1 protein-coding gene is annotated in these 357 nt (G+C 33.3%); it reads right to left on the reverse strand.

Annotated elements, in window-relative coordinates; all coding sequences use genetic code 11:
* Nucleotides 1-164: 164 nt before the first annotated feature.
* The coding region (locus tag J1C54_RS16480; RefSeq protein WP_229150066.1) for a hypothetical protein at nucleotides 165-357 on the reverse strand (193 nt) is incomplete at its 5' end.

Consider the following 357-nt stretch of genomic DNA (forward strand, 5'->3'; position numbering starts at 1 on the left):
AATGCGGAAGGATATGGGTTACCAATTAACCTATCTACATTACCAGACGGATTTTGTGCTGTTATAGCTTTATCTAAAGCGATTGTAATGTCTCCATTATTAGGAAGTCCCTTGAATACATAATTTTGAAAATCATTAATAATATCAGTGGCACCTGATGATCCTTACATTGTAAATCCTTCTCCAGGTAAAATAGTAGATGTTTCATTTATTGAACTCCACGAATCATAATCATCCGTAGGGCCATAAAATTTATACAACCAATAAGTACTAACTGTTATTTGGTCTGAAACACCACCATCAGAATCAAAAGCAGATGAGTCAAAACTAATATTTTGAAATGTAGACGAATCTGTA

The sequence above is a fragment of the Alcanivorax sp. 1008 genome (assembly GCF_020667895.1).
Lineage (GTDB): Bacteria > Pseudomonadota > Gammaproteobacteria > Pseudomonadales > Alcanivoracaceae > PGZG01.